Origin of the sequence: Streptomyces sp. SID14478 (assembly GCF_010548525.1) — a bacterium.
Taxonomy (GTDB): domain Bacteria; phylum Actinomycetota; class Actinomycetes; order Streptomycetales; family Streptomycetaceae; genus Streptomyces.
This window is the reverse complement of sequence record NZ_JAAGMG010000740.1, coordinates 1-5597: the sequence shown is the minus strand read 5'-3', so window position 1 is coordinate 5597 and position 5597 is coordinate 1. Positions and strand designations below refer to the sequence as shown.

The 5597-nt window shown below is 72.3% G+C and carries 8 protein-coding genes and 1 pseudogene; 5 read left to right on the top strand and 4 right to left on the bottom strand.

Annotation, left to right across the window (positions count from 1 at the left end):
• Together G3I40_RS24665 and G3I40_RS24660 are read left to right on the top strand one after the other, a co-directional pair.
• The coding region (locus tag G3I40_RS24665) for a helix-turn-helix domain-containing protein (protein WP_164304311.1) at positions 1-299 on the top strand (299 nt) is incomplete at its 5' end.
• A gap of 83 nt (positions 300-382) precedes the next feature.
• Positions 383-1060, top strand: a complete 678-nt coding sequence (locus tag G3I40_RS24660) for a TIGR00266 family protein (protein ID WP_164304310.1) — start codon at positions 383-385, stop codon at positions 1058-1060.
• A 14-nt stretch (positions 1061-1074) separates the two neighbouring features.
• Here G3I40_RS24660 and G3I40_RS24655 read toward each other — a convergent pair whose 3' ends face one another.
• Both G3I40_RS24655 and G3I40_RS24650 read right to left on the bottom strand, forming a co-directional pair.
• Entirely contained in the window at positions 1075-1359 is a 285-nt protein-coding gene (locus G3I40_RS24655; RefSeq protein ID WP_164304309.1) for a YkvA family protein, read from the bottom strand.
• Positions 1360-1439: 80 nt separating this feature from the next.
• On the bottom strand, positions 1440-2234 hold the full coding sequence (locus G3I40_RS24650; protein ID WP_164304308.1) for an SDR family oxidoreductase: 795 nt from the start codon (positions 2232-2234) through the stop codon (positions 1440-1442).
• Positions 2235-2338: 104 nt separating this feature from the next.
• Here G3I40_RS24650 and G3I40_RS24645 point away from each other — a divergent pair, with 104 nt between their 5' ends.
• A complete protein-coding gene (locus G3I40_RS24645) occupies positions 2339-2536 on the top strand; it encodes a hypothetical protein (protein WP_164304307.1) in 198 nt (65 codons plus the stop codon).
• Positions 2537-2566: 30 nt separating this feature from the next.
• On the opposite strand, the gene G3I40_RS24640 is transcribed toward G3I40_RS24645, so the two are convergent.
• Entirely contained in the window at positions 2567-3073 is a 507-nt protein-coding gene (locus tag G3I40_RS24640) for a DUF5709 domain-containing protein (protein WP_164304306.1), read from the bottom strand.
• 224 nt (positions 3074-3297) lie between these two features.
• Here G3I40_RS24640 and G3I40_RS24635 point away from each other — a divergent pair, with 224 nt between their 5' ends.
• Both G3I40_RS24635 and G3I40_RS24630 read left to right on the top strand, forming a co-directional pair.
• On the top strand, positions 3298-4620 hold the full coding sequence (locus G3I40_RS24635; RefSeq protein WP_164304305.1) for an SLC13 family permease: 1323 nt from the start codon (positions 3298-3300) through the stop codon (positions 4618-4620).
• Between the two features lie 197 nt (positions 4621-4817).
• Positions 4818-5231, top strand: coding sequence for a Ser-Thr-rich GPI-anchored membrane family protein (locus G3I40_RS24630; RefSeq protein ID WP_164304304.1), 414 nt, complete (start codon positions 4818-4820; stop codon positions 5229-5231).
• Here the strand turns inward: G3I40_RS24630 and G3I40_RS24625 are convergent.
• Positions 5228-5597 (bottom strand): annotated as a pseudogene (locus G3I40_RS24625) (FUSC family protein); the annotation flags it as partial. The gene G3I40_RS24630 and the pseudogene G3I40_RS24625 overlap by 4 nt on opposite strands.

The window sequence follows — 5597 nt, the reverse complement described above, 5'->3', positions numbered from 1 at the left end:
CCGGCCAGGCGGCCCGTGCGCTGGCCCGGGCGCGCGCCACCCGCACCCCGCTGGTCCACCACCGTGCCGCGGTGCCGGACCTGGCCCTCACCCCGCTGCTCGCCATGCCCGCCCTGCTGGAGACGCTGCGCACCTGGCTCTCCCTGCACGGCAGTTGGGACCGTACGGCGGCGGCGCTCGGCGTGCACCGCAACACCGTGCGGCAGCGCATCGGCAAGTGCGCGACGCTCCTGGCGGCCGATCTCGACGACCCGGACGTCCGCATGGAACTGTGGTTCGCGCTGCGGCACGCGCCTTGAGCCGCTCATGAAGAGCCGATGGTCGCGCGGCCGCAGACTTTCGGCCGAGGCGCCGGGCCTCCGGCCGTACCTAGCCTCGGCGTATGGATATCGACGTACGCCACGCCCCCTCGTTCGCCGTCGCCCGGATCGGCCTCGCTCCTGGTGAGTCCGTGCGGGCCGAGTCCGGGGCGATGATGGCCGCCTCCGGTGGGATCGACGTGGAGGCGAAGGCGGAGGGCGGGCTCCTCAAGGGCCTCAGGCGCAGCGTCCTGGGCGGGGAGTCACTGTTCGTGACGCGGTTCACGGCGGGCGGCGCGGGCGGCTGGGTGGACGTCGCGGCGCAGTTGCCCGGCGATGTGACCGCCCTCGAGGTCGGCGGCGGCGTCAATCTGGCCCGCGGCGCATGGCTGTGCTCCTCCGACGGCGTCGCCCTCGACACCAAGTGGGGCGGGTTCAAGAACCTGGCCGGCGGCGAGGGAGGTTTCCTCGTGCGTGCCGAGGGCTCCGGGCAGGTGGTCGCCGCATGCTACGGAGCGCTGGACGAGGTGGCGCTGCGCGAGGGCGAGACGCTCGTCCTGGACTCCGGGCATCTGGTCGCGTTCGAGGACGGACTGTCCTTCACGACCCGGAAGGTGACCCGGGGCCTGATGCAGAGCCTCACGTCGGGCGAGGGCCTCGTCTTCGACTTCACCGGCCCGGGCCGGCTGTGGACGCAGAGCCGCAACCCCGGCGCGCTGGTCACCTGGCTCACCGCCAAACTCCCCTTCAGCCGCGGCTAGTTGACGCCTATGACCTACAGCTCGCGGCGCGGGACGACGGCCCGCGCCGCGGAGTGCAGCGACTGCAGCGCCAGGAGCAGAATCCCTATGTCGTCCAGGTAGATCGGATCGGGCAGCAGGTCGACCGGCGAGATCGTGTAGACGACGGCCACCCAGAACAGCGCCTTGCTGCGCAACGGGATGCCCGCGTCGAGGAGCAGTCTGCGCGCCTTGAAGACGCGCACCAGCAGCACGACCGCGGCCACCAGCATGACGAGCGCGGCCACCGCCGCCAGGACGAACCACGTACGGCCATCCATCGGCCATCCACCCCCAGTCCTGCACCACTGCTACTGCTGATGCTCCTGCTCACGGCCGGTACGTCTGCTGTTGCTCCCGTTCACGGCAGGATGGAGTCCACGTACCCGCCATCGACCCGCACCGCACCACCCGTGGTCGCCGAAGCCTGGTCGGAACCGAGGTAGACGACCATGTTCGCGATCTCCTCCGGCTCGATCAGGCGCTGCAGCAGCGACTGCGGCCGGTGCTCCCGCATGAAGGCGCGCTGCGCCTCGTCCCACGGCAGGTCCCGGTCCACGAGTTCGTACACGAAGTCCTCGACGCCGCCGGTGTGGGTGGGGCCGGCGATCACCGAGTTCACGGTGACGCCGGTGCCCGCGGCCCGCTTGGCGAAGCCGCGGCTCACGGAGAGCAGGGCCGTCTTGGACATGCCGTAGTGGATCATCTCCGCGGGCACCACGATCGCGGAGTCGCTCGCGATGAACTGCACCCGGCCCCAGCCCCGCTCCATCATCCCGGGCAGGAACATTCGGGTGAGCCGGACGCCCGCGAGGACGTTCACCTCGAAGTAGCGGCGCCACTCGTCGTCGCTGATCTCCAGCGGTTCGGCGGAGCCGAAGATGCCGAGGTTGTTGACCAGGATGTCGGTCTCGGGGAGCACCTCGCCCACCCGGCGCGCGCCGTCCTCGGTGGTGACGTCGGCGACGACCGGCACCAGATCGGCTCCGGGCGTCTGCCCGGCCAGCCGCGCGATGCTCTCCTCCACCCGCTCGGCGGAGCGCCCGTTGACGCCGACGCGGGCCCCGGCGCGGGCCAGGCCCGTGGCGATGGCCGCCCCGATGCCCTGGGTGGAGCCGGTGACCAGCGCCGTGCGCCCCTTCAAGTCGATCCGCATGCTGCGTGTCCTTCCCGATTCGCCCCCGGTCCGATCCTGCCCCGGCCCGCCCGGTGTCCGCGTGCGCCGCACCGCGGGTCACGCGACGATGAAGTCCGACTCGGGTGCATCGACACAAGGAGGACGGCGAGGTGCTGGTCATCGTCGCGATGGTGCTGGGAACGATCAGTGTGGTCTGCATAGGAGTCACGGCGCGCCAGTGCACGACCGACCAGGTCGCGCTCGGACCGCCCGTGATCGCCCTGGTGACGGCGTTCACCGCGGTCGCGCTGCTGCTGACGGCCACCGCGTACGGGCACTGAGCCGCAGGCCACTGACTGCCCGTCCCCGGCTCAGCGCGGGAGGCAGTCCTCGTCGACGACGTGCACGGCGGCCTCCTCGGCCGAGGCCGCTCCGCCGTCGATGCCGATGTCCTCGGCCAGCATGTCCTTCTCGGCGTCCTCGTGGGCGCCCTCGTCGGGGGCCACGAGCCGGCCCGCGCGCAGCGCACCGACCTCCTCGTCGAGGGGCTCGCCCTCGCCCTCCGGGAGATCGCCGACCCCGTCGGCGTCGTCCTCGTCCGATTCGAGGGCTTCGTACTCGTCGATGACGGGGTCGGGGCGCTCCTCGGACAGCCGTTCGTCGAGGGTCTCCCCGTCCCGCTGCTCCGATGCGGTGGTGCCGGTGTGCTCGACGCCGAGCGGGCGCTCGGGGGGCGAATACCCCTCGTCGTACGGGTCGACGCCACGGTCGCTCAGGGTGTCCTCCGCGTCGAGGACGCCCTCGTCCTCCCGCGCGTCCGGGTCGCCCGGCTGGTACACCTCGTCGCCCATGGCGGCATCGTCGCTCTGCTCGGTCATCCCGCGTCACCTCGTCTCGCTGTAGGGGTCCAGTGCCCCCGTCCCCGACACATAACCAGCCTGCGCCAGGTCACGCCTCCCGGCCTGTGGAGCCGGCGCCCCGTCGGACGGCTCGCCTCGCGGACAGGGAGCGGCGCGCCCGCGATCTCTCATGTCGGGGATATTGACAGGCTCATGACGCGACGAGAAATTGGCTGAGCCACTCGTCCACTTGGAGCTCACCTGTGTCCCCAGAACTGCTCTCCATCCTCGTCCTGGCCGTCGTCTTCGTCATCGCCACCACCCGTTCCGTCAACATGGGGGCGCTGGCCTTCGCGGCAGCCTTCGCGGTCGGCGGCCTCGTGGCCGATCTCGACGCCGAGGCCGTGTTCGCCGGGTTCCCCGGGGATCTGTTCGTCGTGCTCGCCGGGGTGACGTATCTGTTCGCCATCGCCCGCGCCAACGGCACCACCGAGTGGCTGGTGCACGCCTCGGTCCGCCTGGTGGGCGGCCGGGTCGCGCTGATCCCCTGGGTGATGTTCGCCGTCACCGCGGCGCTCACCGCGATCGGCGCGGTGAGCCCCGGCGCGGTGGCGATCGTGGCCCCGCTGGCCCTGGGATTCGCCGCGCAGTACGGGATCAGCCCGCTGCTGATGGGGATCATGGTGGTGCACGGCGCGCAGGCCGGCGGCTTCTCCCCCACCAGCGTCTACGGCTCGACGGTGAACAGCATCGTCGACCGGGAGCACCTGCCCGGCAACGAGGGTGCGCTCTTCCTCGCCAGCCTCGTGGTCAACACGGTCGTCGCGGGCCTCGTCTACGCGTTCCTGATGCGCCGCGGCGGCGTCCCCAGCCGCGTACCGGAGCGTGCCGCGGCGACGGTCGGCAGCGGCGCACAACCGGAGGCGGCCACGCCCGAGGAGCCGCAGCAGGAGCCCACCGGAGCCTCGGTTCCCGAACCTCCGCGCCTCGACGGCCCGCGGATCGCCACCCTCGCCGGCCTGGTGGCCCTGGTCGTGGGCGCGCTCGCCTTCGACCTCGACGTCGGCCTCACGGCGATCACCATCGCGGTGGTCCTCGGCGTCGTGTGGCCCGCGACCAGCAAGACGGCGGTGGCCGAGATCTCCTGGTCCACCGTCTTCCTCATCTGCGGCGTGCTCACCTACGTCGGCGTGCTGGACGAGATGGGCACGATCAAGTGGGCGGGCGACGCGGTCACCGACATCGGCGTACCGCTGCTCGCCGCCCTGCTCCTGTGCTACATCGGCGCGATCGTCTCGGCCTTCGCCTCGTCCGTCGGCATCATCGGGGCGCTCATCCCCCTCGCCGTGCCGTTCCTCGCCGCGGGCGAGGTCGGCGCGGTGGGCATGGTCGCGGCGCTGGCGGTCGCGGCGACCGTGGTCGACGTCAGTCCGTTCTCGACCAACGGCGCCCTGGTGCTCGCGAACGCGGAGGACGTCGACCGCGACCGCTTCTTCCGGCAGCTGATGATCTACGGCGCCGGGGTCGTGGTCGTCGCCCCCGCCGTGGTGTGGCTGGCGTTCGTGGTGGTGCCGGGCATCGGCTGAGGGCAGGCGGGGATGCGGGCGCGCGCGAGGATGCGCGAGGTCCGCCGCCCTGTCCTGCCGGGGCGTCCGCTTCGGGTACAGAGGCGTACCCCATGGGGTGGCGCTGCCGCGTCAGCCCTTACACGATCTTGCCCGGGTGGCAGGGATGATCTTGTACCGCCTTCGGAACATCCGGACTATCGGAACGAGGTCGTCGCATGCGCCGCACCGGATTCCTGACCCTGGCAGCCGTACCGCTGCTCCTCACCCTCGGCCCCGCGGCCCAGCCCGCGGCGGCCGAACCCTCCACGGCCGTCACCGTGACCGCCCCTGCCGGGGGCTCGGTGCATCCGGCGCACAGCAGCCTCTTCGTGAACTGGCGCAACAGCACCGGCCGGGAGGTGGACATGTGGCTCGTGCGAGGCGGGTCGGCGCGGGTGGCCCAGCTCGCCGCGAAGCTCACCGACGACCCGTCGGGCGAGACGGCCACGGTCCTGCCCGACGTGCCCGAGGGCGCGGGCTACGCGATCGAGATCGTGGCCCGCGACGGCGGCGAGCAGGGCTACAGCCCGACCTTCACGGTGGGGCAGCCACCCGCCGGCACGGCGGGCGGGACCCCGGTCGCGTCCTAAGAACGCAGCTCCACGTCGTGCCGCACCGTCCCCGACTGTCCTTCCACGAGGACCAGTTCGGCCCGTGGCGCGTGCCGCTCTGCGGAGATCACCAGCGTGTGCGTGCCCGGCGGCAGCGCCTCCACGGCGTAACTGCCCGCAGTCACCTGTGACTTGGCGAGGCGTTTGCCGCGGGCGCTGATCACGGTCACCCAGGCCGGGCAGCCCTCGGGGTGCGCGGCGCAGTGCACCCGGCCCGTGACACGGGCCGTACCGGTGGGTGCGGTGACGCGCCGGTGCGGTTCGTTCCAGGCGGCCATCAGGGCGCGGGTGCGGCGCTGCATCGGCGAGGCGGGGGGCTGCGCACCGCCGCCTTCCGCGGCGACG